Genomic DNA, 18,979 nt, shown 5'->3' on the forward strand with positions numbered 1-18,979 from the left:
TAGATAACTCCCATGGCATTTGGCGTCTACGTTCACATTCCTTACTGTATTCAGCGCTGCACTTATTGTGACTTCGCGACTTACGAGCAAAGTAAGATTTTGCCTCCGGATCAGTACGTCGAATTGCTATTTAAAGAAATTCGCCAGAAGCATCGCTATTACACCCCACAAAGTTTGGACACTCTTTACTTTGGTGGTGGAACTCCGAGCCTGATCCCTGCTCCTCTCATTGTATCGATTATAAAAGAGCTGGGTAGATACGGATTTACAACTAGACCCGATACCGAAATCACGATTGAGATCAATCCGGCAACCATCAACGAAGATAAATTGAAAATGTATTTAGATCATGGGGTGAACCGATTCAGTGTCGGTGCTCAAACCTTTGATGATCGTTTGTTGAAAATGGTTCATCGTGAACACTCGGCGAAACAAACATTAGAAACCCTGGACCTTTTGCGAGCGCACAATCTGAACTTCAGCTTCGACATTCTTTTTGCGTTGCCGTCACAGACTGTCGCAGGTTTGAAAAACGATGTGAAGATCGCCATTGAACAGGGCGCAAAACACATCAGCCCCTACTGCCTGACTGTTCCTGATGGTCATCCTCTTTCTAAAGGTCGTCCTTTGGATGATGAGCAGGTAGAGATGTTTGACATTATCGCTGATGAGCTAACGGCAAAAGGTTTTAAGCAATACGAAATTTCCAACTTTGCCCTTCCCGGTTTTGAGTCACGACACAACATGCTTTATTGGGTGGACGAGCCTTATTGGGGCTTAGGACTCAGTGCGCATTCTTACAGTCTTGAGTCCGCGTGGGGAACTCGTTACTGGAACATCAATTCCATCAACGAATACCAAAAGCAGATTTTAGCTTTTGATGGACAAGAGTTTGATTCGCCGGCAAAGCACTTGCCTGCCGCCCAACATGAAGTTCTGGAGATGCATCAAGCTCTCACAGACTTTTGTCATACTTCGATGCGTCTGATGCGCGGGCTCAGTCAGGAAAAACTCGCAAAAAAATTCCCCGCCGACATTGCAAACAAAGTGCAGACTCTTTTAAACGGTTTAATCAAAAAGAACTGGGTTCAGTATGACAACGGGCACTGGTCTCTCACACGCGATGGCTTAGTTTTGAGCAACAAAGTCTTTCAAGAATTAACCTTCTTGCCAGAGGATATTTAAGGGCCTGCTAGGGCACCGGACATTGACAATCCCAAACGAATACACAATCTTAAGTATTGCGAAAGGAACCGTCATGTCAGAAGAAAATAACTCTCAAAATTCCAATTCTGCCAATCCAGAAACTGCGGCCGCGAACGGCTCTTCTGAAATTCAGAAACTTCAAGAACAAGCAGAGAAATTTAAAAACGATTTCCTTTATCTTCGTGCGGAGTTTGAGAATTACAAACGTAACGCTATTAAAGAACGCTCCGATCTTGTGAAATACGGTGGCGAAAGATTTATCCGTGACCTCTTGGAGGTTGTGGATAATTTTGAGCGCGCCTTGCAAACAAACGTCACAGCCGAAAACTTTGCAACATTCCGTCAGGGTGTTGATATGACGGCACAAGAATTAAAGTCTTTGTTGCAGCGTCATTCAGTGCAAGAAATCCCCGCACAAGGTGTTCCTTTTGATCCAAATATTCATGAAGCGTTAAGCAGTGAGGCAACAGAACAGGTGGCGCCTGGTCACGTGGTTCGCGTGTTTAAAAAGCCTTACAAGCTTCATGATAAAGTGATTCGCACAGGTCAAGTGGTGGTTGCTAAGAAACCAGAATAAGAGGGTTGATTGTCTAAAAAAGACTTATACTCCACATTAGGTGTCTCTCGATCCGCCTCGGCGGATGAGATCAAAAAAGCTTATCGCAAGCTTGCGATGCAATATCATCCTGACAAAAATCCCGGCGACAAAAAAGCCGAAGAAAAATTCAAAGAGATCAGTCAGGCCTATGATGTTCTAAGCGACACGAAAAAACGCGAAATGTACGATCAGTTCGGTCACGCCGGAGCCCAAGGCTTCGGTGGCGGGCCCGGTGGATTTGGCGGCGGCGCGGGAGCTGGTGGATTCGGAGGTTTTGGTGGCTTTGGCAACCAAGGCGGCCAACAAACTGGCGGTGATCCGTTTCAAGATATCTTTGGTGATGTCTTCGGAGAGATTTTTGGTAACGCTCGCGGTGGTACGAACACTCGCGGACGTCGTCAACAAGCGAAAGGCACGGACCTTCGCTACACATTGAATATTTCTTTTGAAGATTCAGCCTTAGGCGCAGAAAAAGTAATCAGCTTTATTCGTCAAAAAGGTGGCAAAGAAGAAACCGCTAAACTTTCGGTAAATGTTCCTGCCGGTGTTAAGGAAGGCCAAAGATTAAAACTTGCGGGGGAGGGTGACTCCCCTGCTGGTGCGTCTGCGGGTGACCTTTACGTCATTATCAATATTCAAGAACATCCTCTTTTTAAACGAAATGAAAATGACGTGATCTTGGATCTTCCAATCGTTTACACCGATGCGATTTTAGGAACTAATATTGAAGTTCCAACTCTCACGGGTAAAGCGATGATTCGCATTCCGCCAGGAACACACTCTGGTCAGACTTTCCGCCTTAAAGGCAAAGGCTTTCCGAAATTGGGTGGATTTGGTTCTGGAGATATGTTGGTGAAGGTTCTTGTCGATACACCTCATCACATTTCATCACGACAAAAAGAACTTATTGAAGAACTTGCGAAGTCCACAGAGTCCTCGCCTCTAGTTAAAGCCTTCCAAGAAAAAGTCTCGCAAATTATGAGGAATAGAAAATGACATCTCGATTCGCACTTCTGTTAAGCGCCTGCCTCTTAGCTTCTTGCACGACGGTCGCAACAAAAAAGCGTCCTCCGTACAAACCGACTCCGGTCACGACAACGACAAAAAAACCTAAGTCGATGGCAGGTATGACGGCGGGTCGCCCTCCAGAGCAAATCCAAAGCGAGACTTTGACTTTGCCAGAACAGCCTAAAACAGAAGATGCGCTTGAGTATTTAAAAGTTCTTGTAAATAAATCTGTTCAAGCGCCAACAAAAGCGGAGCAGGATGCAAATCGTCTTCATGCGATTGATATCGTCGAAAATAAACTGAACGAAGATCAACTTGAAGACGTTGCAGATAGTTCTGACTTCGGATTCCTGCGCGCGCACGCTATGTATCGCCTGGGCGAACTTGCTTTAGATAGAAAAGACACTTCCGCTGCAAAAAAATACTTCGCCGCTGTTGAAGATTTCGTTCCCGGTACAGACCAAGCTATTCGCGCACAAGAAATGATCCAACAGTTGGACGCCTCTAAGAATGTGCACACAGAGACGGTCGGAGTTGTTCTTCCTTTAAGCGGAAGAAATGCACCTGTCGGTCAACGCGCGCTTCGCGGACTGGAAATGGGTCTAGGACTTCATATTCCTGGCTCTGGATTTAAGCTGGCGGTCATGGACAGTGAAGGCAACCCCGACTCCGCTCGTCGCGGTGTTGAGCGATTAGTGAAAGAAGACAACGTCATCGCTATTGTCGGAAGTTTATTAAGTAAAACAGCCCCGGCAGTTGCGGCGAAATCAGATGAACTAGGTGTTCCTACGGTCGCTCTTTCGCAAAGATCCGGTCTGACAGAGATTGGCCCTACAGTATTTAGAAATTCACTGACCAGCGGAATGCAAGTGCGCGCCCTGGTCCGCACCGCGATGGATAACTTAGGCATGAAGAAGTTCGCAATTCTTTATCCTAACGATGCTTACGGTGTTGAGTTTGCAAACATCTTCTGGGATGAAGTTTTAGCTCGTGGGGGACAAATCACCGCGGTACAAAATTATTCGACGAAAGAAACAGATTTCCGTCTGGTCGTGCAAAGACTTGTGGGAACTTACTTCGGTGAAGCACGCCAAGATGAATTCAATCTTCGCCTGAAAGAGCTTCAACACAGCGATAAAAAAAGATCCGTACGTCAGTCGAATCTAGAAAATATTCTTCCTCCTATCACCGACTTTGATGCGATCTTCATTCCTGATAGCGTAAAAGCCATGGGTCAGATCTCTGCGATGCTTTCGTATAATGACGTTAAAAACGTGAAATTGATGGGCACAAATCTGTGGAATACAAAAGACGTCGCTCGCCGAGCGGGGAACTTCTCGAACAATCTGCTTTTTGTGGACAGCTTAACTCCAACGGCTCAGGACAAATCGCGCTTCGTTGCGGAATACAAATCTTTGTATAATGAGGATCCTTCTTTGATTGAAGTTCAGGCTTACGATGCGGGCCTAATTTTGCGCCAGCTTATCGTTGCCGGAGCCGACAGTCGTGAGGAACTCACACAAAAGCTAAGCCAGCTCAGCCGCTTCCCTGGCGCTTTAGGGCCTCTTTCCATGAATGCAGAGCGTGAAATCGAGCGCCCTGTCACCGCCCTAACTATCGAAAAAGGCGAAGTAATTCCCTTTAAGTCCGGCGTTAAATAGATTCCATAAAATAAATTAATGACGATTTTTTAACCTCCCCCTGGGGTGTGCCTGTCTTAGGTACACCAGCGACGACGCAGTCGCAAAATCTAAAGAAGGGGGTTGTTATGACAAGTCGTATTTCTGAAAACTTAGTGATGGAGTGTAGAAAGAAACTTCTTATCGCAAAACAGGATGTTTTGAATAGATTCAGAACAGCCCAACGCGAACTCGCTCACACAGAGCGCGGCGGAGACGAAGCCGACCAATCCGTCGCTCATATTGCCGAGCATTCTTTTTTAGTAACTCAAGCACGCATGAGAAACCAACTTGTCGAGATCGAGATGGCCCTGGCTCGCATCGAACAAGGAACTTTCGGAGTCTGCGAAGAAACGGAAGAAATGATTGAGACGGATCGCCTGCTTGCGATTCCTTGGACACGCCTCAGTATCGAAGGTGCCGAGATGCGAGAAGCAGTAGGTCGTAAATTCGCTCGATAGGCGCCGCGCCAAGAGCCTGCTTACTAAAACGTCACGCAGCGCTTTTTTGATGACATGATCTCAAACCCCCGTAATAAGGAAGCCACATTCGGCCAGATCATCATATCGGGGGGTGAGATGAACGTAACCGAACTTACAGAACAAGAACTTCAAAATTTGCGTGAATCTTTGCTTTTTCAAAAGAGCTCGATTCTTAATAAAACGCACGAGTTTAAAGCCGAACAATCCAGCATCGGAAACGTTGCGGATGAAGCAGAAGCGGCTTCTCAAGATATCTCTAATAATATCTCTATCCATCTTCACGAAAGAGACCGTACGGCGCTTTATGCTATCGAAAGAGCTCTTTCAAAAATCGCTGACGGGACGTACGGCCAGTGCGAATCTTGTGGTGAAATCATCGGGGCACGCCGACTTCAGGCCAGACCGTTCACCGCTCTTTGTATTGAATGTATGGAAGAACAAGAGAGCCATTCCAATCTATTCCAATAATTTCTGAATTCACTCATTGGACGAGGTCCGCTGACATGGATGTCAGTCCAAATTTTATTTTTTGATTCAAGCTCCCACTGTCTCATGCCGAGAAGTTTCATACTAGAAACATAAATGCCCGCATTACGCGGAGGAGCGGTATGAGTTTTGACGATAAAGTCCTAGAAATCCCACAGACACTTCCCATGTTACCTGTGAGAGACATCGTTGTATTTCCTTATATGATTATTCCGTTGTTCGTAGGCCGCGATGCCTCGATCCGCTCAGTGGAAGAAGCTTTGGCGAAGAATCGTTTGATCTTTTTAGCTTCCCAAAAAGACATTTCCGAAGAGAATCCGTCTCCTGACAACATCTACACAGTAGGTACTGTGGCGATGATCATGAGAATGAGAAAACTTTCTGACGGTCGCGTGAAAATCTTGATCCAAGGTGTAGCTAAGGGTCGTGTTAAGAATTTCACGAAAACATCTCCTTCTTTCGAAGTGGCTGTAGAAAAAATCGAAGAAATCCCAACACAAAAAACTGTTGTTGAAAATGAAGCCCTTATCAGAACAGCGAAAGAGCACATCGAGCGTATCATCGCTTTAGGTCGCCCTCTTTCTCCAGACATCTTGTTGGTGTTGGATGATGTTTCTGATCCAGGTCGTATCGCCGACCTTATCGCTTCTAACTTGGGTATCAAAGTTCAAGACGCTCAAAAAGTTCTTGAGACTTCAGATGCAACAGAAAGACTTAAACTTGTTAATGAGATCTTGGCTCAAGAACTTGAAGTCATGCAGACTCAGCAAAAAGGTCGCACGGGTGGCAAGGAAGATATGTCCAAGTCTCAACGTGAATACTTCTTGCGCGAGCAAATGAAGGCTATAAAGAATGAGCTTGGTGAAGGCGATTCTAAATCTGAAGAGATGGATGAACTTCGCGAAAAACTTGTGAACGCGGGAATGCCACCAAATGTAGAAGCGGAAGCTTTGAAACAGCTTGGACGTTTGGAGCGTATGCATCCAGATGCTTCTGAAGCGACAATGGTTCGCACATACCTAGACTGGATGGCGGATCTTCCTTGGAGCAAAAAATCTGACGACGTGATTGATCTTAAACGTGCCAAAGAAATTTTGGACGAAGATCACTACGAACTAGAAAAAGCCAAAGACCGTATCATGGAATTCTTGGCGGTTAGAAAATTAAAGCCGAACCTTAAAGGTCCAATCCTTTGCTTCGGTGGTCCTCCGGGCGTAGGTAAAACGTCTCTTGGTAAATCTATCGCTCGTGCGATGGGTCGTGAGTACTTCCGTATCGCTCTTGGCGGCGTGAAAGACGAAGCAGAGATCCGCGGTCACAGAAGAACTTATGTCGGTGCAATGCCTGGTAAAATCATCCAAGCACTTCGCCAAGCTAAGACAAACAACCCAGTTATCGTTCTAGATGAAGTTGATAAATTAGGTTCTGACTTCCGTGGTGACCCTTCTGCCGCAATGCTAGAGGTGTTGGATCCAGAACAAAATGCAACTTTCCGTGACAACTATTTGAACGTCGATTTCGATCTTTCAAATGTGTTGTTCATCGCAACAGCTAACGTGTTGGAGAATATCCCACCAGCTCTTCGCGATCGTATGGAAATCTTGAACATTCCTGGTTACACAGAGAACGACAAACTTTTGATCACGAAGAAACACTTGATCAGAAGACAAATTGAAGCCAACGGTATCACTGAAGAGAACATCAAGTTCACGGACGAAGGTATCAAGTACTTGATCGCGGGTTACACTCGTGAAGCGGGTCTTCGTAACTTAGAACGCGAAGTGGGTTCTGTCTGCCGTAAAGTGGCTAAGATGGTTGTGATGGGCGAAACTAACTTTGTAGAAATCACTCCAGCAGTGGTTCCAGAGTTACTAGGTCCTCCTCGCTTCCAACGTGACGACAAGTTTGCCGACTCTCAAGTAGGTGTTGTGCAAGGTCTTGCTTGGACACAAGCCGGTGGTGAAGTTCTTACTATCGAAGCTTTGAAAATGAAAGGTAAAGGACACCTTGCATTGACGGGCCAACTTGGCGACGTGATGAAAGAGTCGGCTCACGCAGCAATGTCATATGCTCGCGCTCACCAAGAAGAATTGGGTATCCCAGAAGACTTCTTTGAAAAGTACGATGTGCATGTTCACTTGCCAGCGGGTGCCATCCCTAAAGACGGTCCTTCTGCAGGTATCACTCTTACAACAGCGCTTGTAAGTTTGATGACAGGAACTCCAGTTCGTCACGATATCGCGATGACTGGTGAGGTGACTCTACAAGGTCGCGTACTTCCAGTCGGTGGTATCCGTGAGAAGTGTTTGGCAGCTTTGAACCTAGGTATTACAAATATCATCATCCCGATGGCTTGTAAGAAAGATATCGCTGATATCCCTAAGGTCTTCAAAGACAAGATCAACTTCATCTTCGCTGAAAACTTAGATGAGGTGTTCGCGGTCGCTTTCGATAAAGAAGCGAGAAGCCAAGACAAGAAGACAGCAACGAAAAAAGATCCAAAAAAATCGAAGAGCTTGGCTGCTTAATAGTAGCCCAAGCCCATCGCCCCTCCCAAAAATAAAAAAGGACCGAGAGATCGGTCCTTTTTTATTTTCAAACTCAGAATTTAAATATCTATTCGTGAACCGTGATCCAAGTTTTGTAGATGCCATGTTCGCGCACCAAGCGGTTGAACTTGAAAGCATTGTCAGGATGAACACGAATGCATCCATGAGAAGCTCTAGAACCTAACTTTTTCCAATTGCTAGTACCCGTGCCATGAATCGCGAATCCGCCAGAGATAAACACCGCGTACGGCATGTTGCCAAGACCGTTGTAATCACCGCCTGGATATTTCGTTGAAGTGTATTTATCATAAATACGACCATTCGGATGAGTATCGAAATTAGGAGTTCCATGACCAGGAGTTCCTGTAGAAACGGCCCACGTGTTCGTGTGAACACCGTCGATATACAAATACATTTTTTGTTGTGATCTAGAAACTTGCGCCCACACTTTGCATGAGCTGCGATAACAAGAAGGACCCATTGGACCGATCAAGTTTTCAATAAACGGCGAAGAACCTGTTTCTTCGAAATAGATTTGATCCATCTGTTGAAGAGTCTCTTCGATATTGGCATCAAACGGATTAAGTTCATCCATCACGTTTTCGTTGTCCGCAACTTCCACCTCTTGTGCTTGTGCAGAGATTGCCAACGAAGAAACTAAGAAGAACGCTGTCATTAAAGATTTAAACATTTGACCCCCTTCAAGTCAGAGGTCGAAATATCGATTGTGTTACCGTTTGGCAATGAAGATGTTGCAACAAACGCGCTGCTCTTTGATGACACAGATGCGATAACGCAAGTAGCTTAGAAAACATCCTCCTCATTTCATTTCTAGGATAATTTTAACTTCTCGTGGATAGATATAGACAAGAATCTTCAGTCAAAGGCTTGTGGGACGTCACCGGGATGGTTTCTCTCGGAGTGATTCTAGTTTTCTATTGCTACTATCTTACTGGCATTCTTTATTTTGAAAGTTCACAAGCAAAGCCCTCTTCAGGATTAAACGTCGTCGCTTCTTATTTGAGTTTTGCGACGGGTTTTATATTTCGACCTTTAGGAGCAATTTATTTCGGGGCCCTTTCCGACACGAGCGGAAGAAAACTCGCGCTGGTTAAGTCGTTTAAAATGCTGGGCATCGTCTCTTTATGTATGGCTTTACTTCACGAATCCTATATGGAGCCCAAAGTTGCGTCGGTCTTCGTCATCATCGTTCGTTTACTTCAAGGCTTTGCGACCGCGGGAACGGTCACCTGTGCTGTGGCTTATATTTATGATCTCGCCCCTAAACTTGAAAAAGGACGTTTTACGTCGTGGCTGCAAATGGCTGCTCCGTCGGGTTATTTGATTGCAATGGCTATCGTGATTCTATTTAAACTTTTTGTTTCTGCCGAAGATTTGGGAAGCTGGGGCTGGAGAGTTTGTTTTTTACTGAGCGGTCTTATCTATCCACTTGCCGTCTATATCGACAGGAAGTTTCCGGATGTTTCTTTGACCTATGACCGAGAAACCTCTGTAACCACCCATCTAAAAAAACTTTTGAACGATAAATCTGCGCTAAAAAGAATTTTTACTTTTGCGCTTTTTATCGCCATTAGCGTGGGGGTTCTTGCTTACTTCTTTAATCTTTACCGACTCTATTTTTTAGGCCCGCTTCTTAGGGTTCCATCCGACGCCATTGGTTTTATCGTCGCGATCTCTAGCTTATTCTTACTTCCTCTCTACCCTCTTTATGGCGTTATTTCAGATAGAGTGGGTCGCGCAAGGATGTGTCTTGGCGGAGCGTTAATCGGATTAATAGTTCTTTTTCCGTATTTCTTTTTTATGCATAAGTTTGCAGGTACGGACGGATCAGGGCTCAACAAGGCCGCTTTGATATCAGTCATGATTCTTACAGGATTTGTTATTACGGTAAGTTATGCTCCCGTCGTCGCGCTTATTTGTGATTCAGTGGCACCACGTTATCAGGCGGTGTCTTTTGGGGTGATTTACAATATCGGGTTTTCGTTTATACCGTCCCTACTGCAAATCGCAGGGAGCTATTTCTATGATAAGAATGCTTCGATTTATGGCGGAATTTATGCGGCTTTGATTGTCGCTATATTAGCAGCTGGGATCAGCTACCTGCTTCGGCCCAAAAGAACTACTGCTTAAAGCCTTTAAGTCGGTCGTTTTCAGACTCCAAAACGCGAACCAAAGTTTTTAAATCTGCCACTTCGTCTTTCAATTGAAGAATTGTTTCTTCTTTGTCTTGAAGGATCTGAGTGTAGGCTTTTTTAAGTTCGTTCAGAAGTTTGTTGGCGGCGGTTAGGATCGGCTCGTCTTTGTTGGCCTTCATTGATTTATCTTGAAGGTCCTGAGCTTTCAGAAGGTCGTCTTTTGAAGAAGCGGACATAGTGTCGTTACCTTTCATCATTCCATGATGAGCACCCACCAAGGCGTCGCTGTCTTGGGAGGGGCGATGTACTCGTTGATGGGTACCCATCGGTTCGTCCATGATGAAGTACTTGCCGTCTTCAAATCGGAATTTGATGTCGTCAGCTTTGATTCGACGGCGGAGTGTGCTCACACTAATTTTGTACTTAGTAGAGTAATCCGTTAGCGGTAACCATGAACCAGTAGCTTCTACGTTCATCAAATTTCCTTACTAGCCAAACTTTTCGGGGTGGTCGCCCTACTCAGCTTGCGTATCCAACATTAACACACGACTTCGGTCTGTCAAATTTTGTGTGAGTAGTTATCCAAATTCAACAAAATTCAGGACCTTGATCTGGCTATCCACACATTTTTTAGCCTATCCAACTAGACCTTCGTCTGACTAAGCAACCCTAAGTCATGGATTTTCTTAAGTTCCAAAGAATCCTTTGCCCGAAAGTCCAAGAACTCTCATACTTAAAGATAACACTATGCGGATTAGAGATAAGAAAAAAGTGGCCCTAGTATTAAGTGGAGGCGGCATTAAAGCGGCGGCCTTTCACATTGGGGTTTGCTTAGCTTTACAAGAAAAAGGCTTTCGCTTTGCCGGAGGCACTAAAGAGATGGTGCGTCAGAACTTCGGTGAAGACGATCCATTTACCATCCGTCTTTATGTTGGCTCTAGCGCCGGCGCTTTCGTAGCTTCAATTCTTGCTGCCGGCTACCCGATTGAATCGTTGATCAACGCTTTTCAAATCGGTTCGGGCAGTCATCCTTCTTTTGATAAATCTGATCTGCGATATTTAAAACCGATCAGTTACCGTGATATTTTCAATTTGAACTCCAGCGGTTTGTTGAAGTTTATTCCGCGCACTTTGATGGAAAAGGCCTTGGTCACGGGGGGGCTTGAATCCCTTTTGAAAAACGGTCTTAAGTTAAATGGTCTTTTTTCAACCAAGGGTATTGAGGGCTATTTGCGCAAAGAGGTTTTGTTGGATAACGACTTCGCCCGCTTGGGGGTAGGTCTATTCATCATTGGAACCCAGTTAAACCATACCCGAAAAGCCATCTTTGGTAATTTCCCGGAATCTTATAAAACCGAGAACACGAAATACATTAACTACGCCACGATCAGTGATGCTGTGGCTTGTTCGACAGCTTTACCGCCGGTTTTTGCTCCTTACGGAATTAAGCGTCCGGATGGAAAAGAGATGTATTACTATGACGGTGAAATCCGCGACACTCTGTCGACCCACGTAGCGGCAGATTACGGCGCAGATCTAGTGATCTCTTCTTTCTCGATTCAGCCTTATCACTACACGGAAGAGATGGGTTCGCTGCATGACTATGGAATCCCACTGATCGCGAATCAGGCTCTTTACCAAGTCGTTCAGCAAAAAATCATGCGCCATATTCAATATAAGAATGATATTCGCGGTATTTATAACGCTGTTGACGGTTACTTCAAGCAAATGAACTTGCCGGCCGAACATCGCGACAAACTACTTGAAATCATTCGCAATCGTGTGAACTATCGCCCGGAAGTGGATTACATCTATATTGCCCCACGCCCGAATAACTACGAAATGTTTTTCGTCGATCACTTCAGTTTAAATCCTGAGATTTTAGCGCGCATTGTTCGTATCGGATTTAAATCCGCGATCAACGTACTTCGCCATTACGACGTTTAGTGACTGCGAATTTCTTTTTTCCAGTTTGTTAAAAGCTCTTTGCCCGACGAATTTGTTTTACCGGCGTAAGTTTGTTCGTCATAAAACGTTCCGATTTCTTGAAGAATCGTTTTCAAATAAGGAAACTGTGCCTGCAGCTTTTTTAGAAACTCCAGAGGAGGCTCTGAATTTTCACGCTGGATATTCATTTTTTCGGCCCACCTTTCCACGGCTTGTAATAAAACTTGCGCCTCATTGAGGTTTCTTTTCTTTTTGAAAAGACTGCGGAAAATTAAAACAAGTGCGGCAATGATGACGGCAAGCAAGAAAGTGGATTGAATTCTGTAATTCAACAAAGCAGTCCAGAAACTTTGCTGAGACGTTTTATCAAAATCGATAAGGAAGTAAGTCCATCGATAGTTGATATCTTCCACCCAAAAACTAACTTCATCCCATAGCAGAAAATCTTCTTTCACCGGCGGACGCCAATCCACGGCGCGCGCAAAGGCCCGCTGATCTTCTTCCGAAAGTCCAAAAAATTCTTCTGCGCCAATCACCAAACGAAGAGGCGCAACCCATAAAGTTGGATCGATTCGCTGCCATTGTCCTTCATTAAAGATTTCAACCCACGCATGAGCGTCTTTTTGCGAAACTTTCCAAAAATTTCCCAAAGGATTAAAGCGGCCGCCCTGATATCCCACGATCACTCGCGCTGGAATTGCTAAAGATCTTGCGAGAGTCGCGTAAGCTCCCGCAAAGTGCTCACAGAATCCTCGTTTTCTTTCAAAAAGAAAAGTTTCTAGATCGTTGGGACCATAAACCCCGGGGGATAGCGTGTAAACGAAACCGTTATCTACAAAAAGTTTTTGCAGCTCTTCGACCTTTTCGGGAATAGAAAGATTTCTGCTTAAGACACCGTCGACCCATGCGCGAACACGTCCTTGCACGGGGGGAACCTGAAGATCTTCATCCTGCGGAGTCGTACTGTCCTTATAGTCAGGCTCATAGTATCCACGATACATCGAAGATTTATTTAACGGTCGAATAGAGCGATAGATGTTCTTAGGAAGTGCTAGAACTTGGTTCACGTCCAAGTCGACATGCTTTGTCCCATCTAAAACAAAAAGATAGAGCTGAGATGTGGGCTCAATTGCAACCTCATAAGTCGGCAAAGATTTATAGTCTTCTGCTGAAGGAGCCCTGAACCCCAAGCGTCGCGGACGCCAGCTCAATCCCCGCGATTGAGTCAAGACCGATCCACGCCAATAGAGATCTACTGACTTATTTATCGGCAGATTTTCAATCTTGGCTCGAAATGCTGTTGCCGTGTTCGTTGCAAGTTCCGCTACCATTCCGGGATTTATTTCATCGGTAAAACCAATCTCTCCGAACTGAGCAGAACCGCGCGACATCGCCCACGGCAAAACAAAGCGTGGAAAGGCGAAGAATAAAATCACGGCCATCGGCACTGAAAGAATGAATATCTTTAGTAATACTTTCGCGCGAGCCGGCAGCGATTCAGGCAAGAGTGAATACCAAAGTCCGACAAAGGCCAAAACGGAAGGAATTATCCAATATATATCTAAACTAAAAAGCGCTTTCACTGAAATCAAAAGAAAGCCCAGAAGGATCACAAATTTATGATCGCGTTCGTTCTGATAGTCCATGATTCTTAATGAAGAAAGAGCTAACAAAAATGTGTACGCTGGTTCCTGGCCAATCAATGTGCGAAATTGAACAAGCACTTGAATCAACAGAAGGACACTCAAGATTCCCGTGGCCTTTCTAGATAAAGGTTTCCACTGAAGATTTTCTACGCCCCACTTCCAAAAGAGCATGATGAAGCTGAACACAGCTATCCATGCGGAAACCTCAAGCGCAACCATCGCCATGGCGATAATAAAAGAGACTGCGAGTGCCTTCTGAGAGTAGAACCTTTTCGTCATAAAAGGTCTTCCCTGCTAAGATGAGCAAGAACCTCTAGACACATCTTACGATGAGCAGAGTTTTGATCTTTAGCGATATGGTGCTTTCCGACTTCCAGAGAAAAAGAATGGCCTAGCTTATGTGCTTCATCAATCCACAAACACAGTTGAGAAATTCTTTCTTCTTCACCACTTAAATGAGCCGTTTGTTTCCAAGAAAAATGCAGCGAAGGCTTCTCGGACTCTTCAAAGTTCTTTACGAGCAGTTCCTGTCTGCGTGCTGTCGCTTTCCAATCTATTCGTCTTAAAGAATCCGTGCTTTGGTAAGTACGATGCTCTCTGAATAAGCCTGTATTTTCACTGTCCGTTTCAGCATAAGAGTTTTGTGGAAAAGCCTCTTCGCCTTTTCTTGCTGGATAAATCGTTATTTCTCGAGGGGTTTTAAAAACTCTCCATGCTCTCAATAAAGAAAATGGAAATGTACTTTGAACTGCTATTCTGGGAAGAAGCTGCCGCCCGCGTTTTTTAAAAACAAAAGGCACGAGAACCACGTCCTCTTCCTGTGGCTCAAGATCCGTGCGCGAAGAAGTTTCAGGATACTTTTCGAAATAGCTTTCGACCTGAAAACACGGCGACTTTGCATTATTTTTCAATGTTACGCTTAATGCCGATGTCTCATCACAAAAAGCTTCGTCGATGTGAACATCAATCGCATCAACACCATCGACATTTTTATTGGTAATAAAAGTTCCTGTGAAAGCCACAGAGATTAAGAAAAAGAAGAAGATGTAGATCAAATTGTTGGAATATCCAACCGCCATAAAAAATAGAACTAGCGACATCAACCCAAAGGCGATGCCAAATCCCGTAGGCAGTATATAGGTGCGCGTTTTCTTTTTAGACAGGAACTGGCGTGCTTTTTTGTAAAGCCCCTGCCCACTCACGGCCGCGTTTGATGCCATGATTGCCTCCAAGACGATGTCCTAATACAGGAATCAAAACTTGTTGAACATCTTCAGGTCGTAAATAGTTTCTTCCATCCATGAAGGCCCACGCCTTCGCGGCTTTCGCTAAAGCCATTCCGGCGCGAGTTGAAAGTGGTGCCCCTTCAAATCCGGGACGACGAGATCGCTCTAAAAGATCCGCGATGTACTGAGCGACATTAGCGGACACTTGCACTTTTGTAACTTCGATCAAAGTTTCTGCAATTTCAGTTTCACTAAATAGCGGCTGAATTTTTTGCAGCAAATGTCGAGGATCATCACCTTGTAAAATGCGCACTTCGGTTTCTTTAGAAGCCGGATGTAGTTCTAAACTCATTAGAAAACGATCTAGCTGACTTTCTGGCAGTGGAAATGTGCCGGTATGCTGATGCGGGTTCTGAGTTGCAATGACATAGAATGGATGAGGTAACGGCCAAGTCACTCCCTCAACAGAAACTTCGCCTTCCTCCATCGCCTGCAGCAACGCACTTTGGGTGCGTGGACTAGCGCGATTTAATTCATCCGCCATCACCATTTGCGAAAACAAAGGACCTTGATGAAATACGAACTTATGTTCTTGAGGATGATAAATCTGTCCGCCAATTACGTCCGCTGGCAAAAGATCAATCGTGAATTGCACGCGACGAGTTTTTAACCCGGTGAGCTTACCCAGCACTTGAACAAGAGTGGTTTTACCGACTCCCGGCAAATCTTCGATAAGCAAATGGCCGCCAGCAAGAAGGCAGGTGATGGCCAAACGAATTTCAACATTCTTATCCAGAACGACCTTAGAAGCCTGAGCAATGAGTTCGTGAAACTTCTGATTCATGCCCAATAAGGATATTAGGTCTTACTGCACGGGAGTAGCTATTCCCCCAAGTCCCGATGAAAGACTAGCGATTTACAAATAAAAAAGCCCTGGTAGTTGCCAGGGCTTAGTATGTTTTTTATCTGAGTGCAGTCAGCTTAGAACAAGCTTTTTTCTACAGCCGAGAAGATCGGACCAGAGACAAAGCCCATGATCACAATCGCAAGAGCCATGATCACAGTCGTCACCGTTGTTGCATTCAATGAATGACTTGCAACTTCCGCGTTACCTTCTTTCATGTACATAACTACAACAGGGCGCAGGTAGTAGTAAACACCGATCACGGAGCTAATCATACCCCAGATCGCCAACCATAAAAGACCTTCACCGATAGCCGCATTGAACAGATAGAATTTACCGAAGAATCCAAGAGTCGGTGGAATACCGGCTAGTGACAACAAGAACACAGTTAAGCAAAGTGCTAACATCGGTCTTTGTTTCGCAAAGCCTGCAAGATCATCCACGTTTACAATGTGGTTCTCTGATTTTTCAAGCATGCTTGCAATCGCAAACGCACCCAAAGTCATCAAGGCATAGCTTAGAAGATAGAAGATAACCCCTGAAGCACCAAACGCACCGTTATCGCTAACGCCCGCTGTAATGATACCAATCAACAAGTAACCTGAGTGAGCTACTGAAGAGTAAGCAATCATACGCTTGAAGTTGTTTTGGATGATCGCCGCTGTGTTACCCAAGATCATTGTGATCACGGCCAACCATTGCAAGATATCAAACAAGTGATCTGAACCGATCAAAGACTTCGTTGCAATCACGCGCAAGAAAGCGGCGAAAGAAACTGTCTTAACCGCTGTCGCCATGAACGCCGTGTGCGGAGTCGGAGCCCCTTGATACACGTCTGGAGTCCAAGCATGGAATGGAGCAATCGAAACCTTAAAGCAGAAGCCCAAGATAACGAAAGTGATACCAAACAAGAAAAGACGGCTTGTTTGTACCAACTCTGCCGCACTATCCATGAACGCTAGAATATTCGTTCCGCCTGTTGATCCAAAGATAAATGCCACACCATAAAGGAACAATGCCGAAGCAAAAGAACCCAAGATGAAGTATTTCAAAGCCGCTTCTTTCGAAAGCTTCTCTTCGTGGCTCATCGCGATCATGAGGTACAATGCCAAAGACATCATCTCTAGACCGATGAAAACCATCAAAAGATCCACGGCGGAAACCAGGATCAACATACCAACGGCCGAGCTCATCGCAAGGAAGATCAATTCAGAGAATTGCTTTCCCGTCGTTGACGGATTTTCATACATCATCACCATCGCCGCTCCCGCAGCACCTAAAGCAATGATTCCCATCCACTGTGTTACGCCGTCAAAGATAAGACCGTTATTAAATGCTGTCTTACCGCCACCACCAAACACAATCAAAAGACCAATCGCAATCACGATACCGATAAGGGCCTGCGCCAAAGTCACGGCATGAGGTTGCTCGCGGTTGCCGCGAAGAACTTTAGCTGTGATTGGAATCAAGCTTACAAGGAACAAAGCGATCATCGGAGAGATCAACAAAACGTCACTAAGACCGACATTCATATTCATTAGTTACCTCCTTGCGCGTGCTGAGTGGAAGTTGCGCCAGGCTCTACAATAGTGAGGTTATAGTTACTTCTGTTGTTCACTAGATAATCAATACTTGCCTTTGAATAGTTCAAGAAATGATTTGGGAAAAGACCCATCCAGAACACCATGATAACAAGAGGAACAAGAACCGCGATTTCACGTGCATTTAAGTCGTGAAGTGGGTGATGTTCGTCTTTCACCAACTCCCCTTTTTCACCGAAGAACACGCGTTTGAACATCCAAAGCATGTAAACAGCTCCCAAGATCACACCTGATACCGCAAAGTAAGCAAATACAGGTTCTGCTTGGAAAGTACCAAGAAGGATCAAGAACTCACCCACGAAACCGTTTGTTAGCGGAACCGCGATCGAAGACAAAGTGATGATAAAGAAGAAGATTGTGAAAAGAGGTAAGACTCCTGCCAAACCACCATACTTGCTGATTTCACGAGAGTGCGTTCTTTCGTAGATCATACCGATCAACAAGAACAGAGCACCTGTAGAAATACCGTGGTTCAACATTTGATAAAGACCACCGGACATCCCGTAAGCATTGAAAGCGAATAGACCAACTAAGATGTAACCCATGTGCGATACGGAAGAATACGCCACAAGTTTTTTCACATCCGGTTGAACCATCGCGACCAGGGCTCCGTAGATAATTCCGACTGTACCGATCAACATGAACAACCATGCCCAGTATTCAGACGCTTCAGGGAACAATGGAATCACCCAGCGCATAAAGCCGTAAGTACCCATCTTAAGCATCACACCGGCTAGAATTACAGAGCCTGGAGTTGGCGCTTCAACGTGGGCATCCGGCAACCAAGTGTGAACTGGGAAGGCCGGAACTTTGATTGCAAAGGCCAAAGCGAATGCGAAGAACAATAAAGTTTGAAGGCTAAAGAACGTACCGCCTACGAACGGAATTTTAAGTTTGTAGAAATCAAGAAGACTTGCACTCATAGTGCCTGTCGCTTCTTGAGTTAGGTACATCATATAGATGATCGCAACGAGCATCATCACAGAGCCGGCGAATGTATAGATGAAGAACTTCACCGTTGCGTAAATACGACGAGCACCACCCCAGATACCAACCATGAAATACATTGGTACTAGAGAAAGCTCCCAGAAGACGTAGAAGAAGATCGCATCCATCGCCAAGAAAGTTCCAAGCATCGCTGTTTGCAACACAAACATCGCAACGTGGAAGCCTTTAACTCTTTCTGTGATCGACGTCCAAGAACCCAAGATGATGATCGGGGTCAAGAACGTGGTTAAAAGAACCAACCACAACGAAATACCGTCGATACCCATGAAGTACTGAATGCCGAAGCGCTCAATCCACATGAACTTTTCAACCATCTGAAGACCTGCAGAGTTCGGATCAAACTGTCTGAACAAAGCTAAGCTCAAAATAAATTCAACGATTGAAAGGCCTAAAGCCAAGTGACGAATAGTATTCGACTTTGGCCAAACAGCGACGATCAACGCGAACAAAAGAGGTAGGAAAACAATGCTACTCAGGATCATA

16 protein-coding genes are annotated in these 18,979 nt (G+C 45.0%); 9 read left to right on the top strand and 7 right to left on the bottom strand.

Annotated features, from left to right (window positions below):
- Positions 1-12 precede the first annotated feature (12 nt).
- The 7 genes from hemW (at position 13) to lon (ending at position 7,987) form a co-directional block, all read left to right on the top strand.
- Positions 13-1,185 carry a radical SAM family heme chaperone HemW gene (gene hemW, locus ACLWBD_RS17475; RefSeq protein WP_413569120.1) on the top strand — a complete coding sequence of 391 codons (1,173 nt, stop codon included), beginning with the start codon at positions 13-15 and terminating at the stop codon, positions 1,183-1,185.
- 73 nt (positions 1,186-1,258) lie between these two features.
- Positions 1,259-1,783, top strand: coding sequence for a nucleotide exchange factor GrpE (grpE, locus tag ACLWBD_RS17480; RefSeq protein ID WP_413569121.1), 525 nt, complete (start codon positions 1,259-1,261; stop codon positions 1,781-1,783).
- Between the two features lie 9 nt (positions 1,784-1,792).
- Positions 1,793-2,800 carry a DnaJ C-terminal domain-containing protein gene (locus ACLWBD_RS17485; RefSeq protein WP_413569122.1) on the top strand — a complete coding sequence of 336 codons (1,008 nt, stop codon included), beginning with the start codon at positions 1,793-1,795 and terminating at the stop codon, positions 2,798-2,800.
- Positions 2,797-4,473, top strand: a complete 1,677-nt coding sequence (locus ACLWBD_RS17490; protein ID WP_413569123.1) for an ABC transporter substrate-binding protein — start codon at positions 2,797-2,799, stop codon at positions 4,471-4,473. The genes ACLWBD_RS17485 and ACLWBD_RS17490 overlap by 4 nt, the downstream gene beginning before the upstream one ends.
- Positions 4,474-4,580: 107 nt before the next feature.
- Entirely contained in the window at positions 4,581-4,952 is a 372-nt protein-coding gene (locus ACLWBD_RS17495) for a TraR/DksA family transcriptional regulator (protein ID WP_413569124.1), read from the top strand.
- A gap of 117 nt (positions 4,953-5,069) precedes the next feature.
- Positions 5,070-5,441: a TraR/DksA family transcriptional regulator gene (locus ACLWBD_RS17500; protein ID WP_063205704.1), complete on the top strand. Its 372-nt coding sequence runs from the start codon at positions 5,070-5,072 to the stop codon at positions 5,439-5,441.
- 140 nt (positions 5,442-5,581) lie between these two features.
- Positions 5,582-7,987 (top strand): endopeptidase La, encoded by a 2,406-nt coding sequence (lon, locus tag ACLWBD_RS17505; protein ID WP_413569125.1) that lies wholly within the window; start codon positions 5,582-5,584, stop codon positions 7,985-7,987.
- A gap of 88 nt (positions 7,988-8,075) precedes the next feature.
- Here lon and ACLWBD_RS17510 read toward each other — a convergent pair whose 3' ends face one another.
- Positions 8,076-8,699, bottom strand: coding sequence for a L,D-transpeptidase (locus ACLWBD_RS17510; RefSeq protein ID WP_253720802.1), 624 nt, complete (start codon positions 8,697-8,699; stop codon positions 8,076-8,078).
- 215 nt (positions 8,700-8,914) lie between these two features.
- On the opposite strand from ACLWBD_RS17510, the gene ACLWBD_RS17515 reads away from it, so the two are divergent.
- Positions 8,915-10,159 (top strand): MFS transporter, encoded by a 1,245-nt coding sequence (locus ACLWBD_RS17515; protein WP_413570745.1) that lies wholly within the window; start codon positions 8,915-8,917, stop codon positions 10,157-10,159.
- On the opposite strand, the gene ACLWBD_RS17520 is transcribed toward ACLWBD_RS17515, so the two are convergent.
- Positions 10,149-10,640 carry a hypothetical protein gene (locus tag ACLWBD_RS17520; protein ID WP_063205710.1) on the bottom strand — a complete coding sequence of 164 codons (492 nt, stop codon included), beginning with the start codon at positions 10,638-10,640 and terminating at the stop codon, positions 10,149-10,151. The two genes, ACLWBD_RS17515 and ACLWBD_RS17520, sit on opposite strands and share 11 nt — an antisense overlap.
- A gap of 271 nt (positions 10,641-10,911) precedes the next feature.
- Here ACLWBD_RS17520 and ACLWBD_RS17525 point away from each other — a divergent pair, with 271 nt between their 5' ends.
- Positions 10,912-12,111 (top strand): patatin-like phospholipase family protein, encoded by a 1,200-nt coding sequence (locus tag ACLWBD_RS17525; protein WP_063205712.1) that lies wholly within the window; start codon positions 10,912-10,914, stop codon positions 12,109-12,111.
- Here the strand turns inward: ACLWBD_RS17525 and ACLWBD_RS17530 are convergent.
- The 5 genes from ACLWBD_RS17530 to ACLWBD_RS17550 form a co-directional block, all read right to left on the bottom strand.
- Positions 12,108-14,036 (bottom strand): DUF3488 and DUF4129 domain-containing transglutaminase family protein, encoded by a 1,929-nt coding sequence (locus tag ACLWBD_RS17530; protein ID WP_413569126.1) that lies wholly within the window; start codon positions 14,034-14,036, stop codon positions 12,108-12,110. The two genes, ACLWBD_RS17525 and ACLWBD_RS17530, sit on opposite strands and share 4 nt — an antisense overlap.
- Complete coding sequence (locus tag ACLWBD_RS17535; RefSeq protein WP_413569127.1) at positions 14,033-14,977, bottom strand: DUF58 domain-containing protein; 945 nt, start codon at positions 14,975-14,977, stop codon at positions 14,033-14,035. Before ACLWBD_RS17535 ends, ACLWBD_RS17530 begins: the two co-directional genes overlap by 4 nt.
- A complete protein-coding gene (locus ACLWBD_RS17540; protein ID WP_413569128.1) occupies positions 14,913-15,827 on the bottom strand; it encodes an AAA family ATPase in 915 nt (304 codons plus the stop codon). The genes ACLWBD_RS17535 and ACLWBD_RS17540 overlap by 65 nt, the downstream gene beginning before the upstream one ends.
- Positions 15,828-15,964: 137 nt before the next feature.
- Positions 15,965-17,425, bottom strand: coding sequence for an NADH-quinone oxidoreductase subunit N (locus ACLWBD_RS17545; RefSeq protein ID WP_063205720.1), 1,461 nt, complete (start codon positions 17,423-17,425; stop codon positions 15,965-15,967).
- On the bottom strand, positions 17,425-18,978 hold the full coding sequence (locus ACLWBD_RS17550; RefSeq protein ID WP_063205722.1) for a complex I subunit 4 family protein: 1,554 nt from the start codon (positions 18,976-18,978) through the stop codon (positions 17,425-17,427). Before ACLWBD_RS17550 ends, ACLWBD_RS17545 begins: the two co-directional genes overlap by 1 nt.
- Position 18,979: the final 1 nt, after the last annotated feature.

The sequence above is a fragment of the Bdellovibrio sp. HCB117 genome, from assembly GCF_047305915.1.
GTDB lineage: Bacteria > Bdellovibrionota > Bdellovibrionia > Bdellovibrionales > Bdellovibrionaceae > Bdellovibrio > Bdellovibrio bacteriovorus_B.

What these genes read in the sequence shown, in the direction of transcription:
- hemW (WP_413569120.1), top strand. Translation starts at nt 13, where the DNA reads ATGGCATTTGGCGTCTACGTTCACATTCCTTACTGTATTCAGCGCTGC.
- grpE (WP_413569121.1), top strand. Translation starts at nt 1,259, where the DNA reads ATGTCAGAAGAAAATAACTCTCAAAATTCCAATTCTGCCAATCCAGAA.
- ACLWBD_RS17490 (WP_413569123.1), top strand. Translation starts at nt 2,797, where the DNA reads ATGACATCTCGATTCGCACTTCTGTTAAGCGCCTGCCTCTTAGCTTCT.
- ACLWBD_RS17495 (WP_413569124.1), top strand. Translation starts at nt 4,581, where the DNA reads ATGACAAGTCGTATTTCTGAAAACTTAGTGATGGAGTGTAGAAAGAAA.
- ACLWBD_RS17500 (WP_063205704.1), top strand. Translation starts at nt 5,070, where the DNA reads ATGAACGTAACCGAACTTACAGAACAAGAACTTCAAAATTTGCGTGAA.
- lon (WP_413569125.1), top strand. Translation starts at nt 5,582, where the DNA reads ATGAGTTTTGACGATAAAGTCCTAGAAATCCCACAGACACTTCCCATG.
- ACLWBD_RS17510 (WP_253720802.1), bottom strand. Translation starts at nt 8,699, where the DNA reads ATGTTTAAATCTTTAATGACAGCGTTCTTCTTAGTTTCTTCGTTGGCA.
- ACLWBD_RS17515 (WP_413570745.1), top strand. Translation starts at nt 8,915, where the DNA reads ATGGTTTCTCTCGGAGTGATTCTAGTTTTCTATTGCTACTATCTTACT.
- ACLWBD_RS17520 (WP_063205710.1), bottom strand. Translation starts at nt 10,640, where the DNA reads ATGAACGTAGAAGCTACTGGTTCATGGTTACCGCTAACGGATTACTCT.
- ACLWBD_RS17525 (WP_063205712.1), top strand. Translation starts at nt 10,912, where the DNA reads ATGCGGATTAGAGATAAGAAAAAAGTGGCCCTAGTATTAAGTGGAGGC.
- ACLWBD_RS17530 (WP_413569126.1), bottom strand. Translation starts at nt 14,036, where the DNA reads ATGACGAAAAGGTTCTACTCTCAGAAGGCACTCGCAGTCTCTTTTATT.
- ACLWBD_RS17535 (WP_413569127.1), bottom strand. Translation starts at nt 14,977, where the DNA reads ATGGCATCAAACGCGGCCGTGAGTGGGCAGGGGCTTTACAAAAAAGCA.
- ACLWBD_RS17540 (WP_413569128.1), bottom strand. Translation starts at nt 15,827, where the DNA reads ATGAATCAGAAGTTTCACGAACTCATTGCTCAGGCTTCTAAGGTCGTT.
- ACLWBD_RS17545 (WP_063205720.1), bottom strand. Translation starts at nt 17,425, where the DNA reads ATGAATATGAATGTCGGTCTTAGTGACGTTTTGTTGATCTCTCCGATG.
- ACLWBD_RS17550 (WP_063205722.1), bottom strand. Translation starts at nt 18,978, where the DNA reads ATGATCCTGAGTAGCATTGTTTTCCTACCTCTTTTGTTCGCGTTGATC.